Source organism: Cupriavidus sp. KB_39 (assembly GCF_052114485.1).
Taxonomy (GTDB): Bacteria; Pseudomonadota; Gammaproteobacteria; order Burkholderiales; family Burkholderiaceae; genus Cupriavidus.
The window spans coordinates 1-358 of record NZ_JBFREV010000263.1; the positions used below are offsets into that span (position 1 = coordinate 1).

The 358-nt window shown below is 65.4% G+C and carries 1 protein-coding gene; it reads right to left on the minus strand.

All coding sequences use genetic code 11. The features are described from left to right. Positions 1-358, minus strand: a 358-nt coding sequence (locus tag AB4Z27_RS29860) for a pseudouridine synthase (protein ID WP_441646094.1), incomplete at both ends; no start/stop codon positions are given.

The window sequence follows — 358 nt, forward strand, 5'->3', positions numbered from 1 at the left end:
GAGAGCTTGACGTGCTGCCGCGTGTTCTGGAATTCGCCGGCCACGCACGCGAAGTAGCGCTTGTCCATGCCCGTGCCACGCATCTGCTCGTGAAGGTGCACCAGCGCCGAACGCTTCTTCGCCAGGATCAGGATGCCGGACGTCTCCCGATCCAGCCGGTGTACCAGTTCCAGGAACTTCGCCTCGGGCCGCGCGCGGCGCAACTGCTCGATCACCCCGAACGCCACGCCCGAGCCGCCATGGACGGCCACGCCGGCCGGCTTGTCGATAATCAGCAGCCAGGCGTCCTCGAACAGGATTGGGAATTCCGAGGACGGCACGAAAGCATCGGCATCCTGTGCCTTTTCCGCCACCCGCA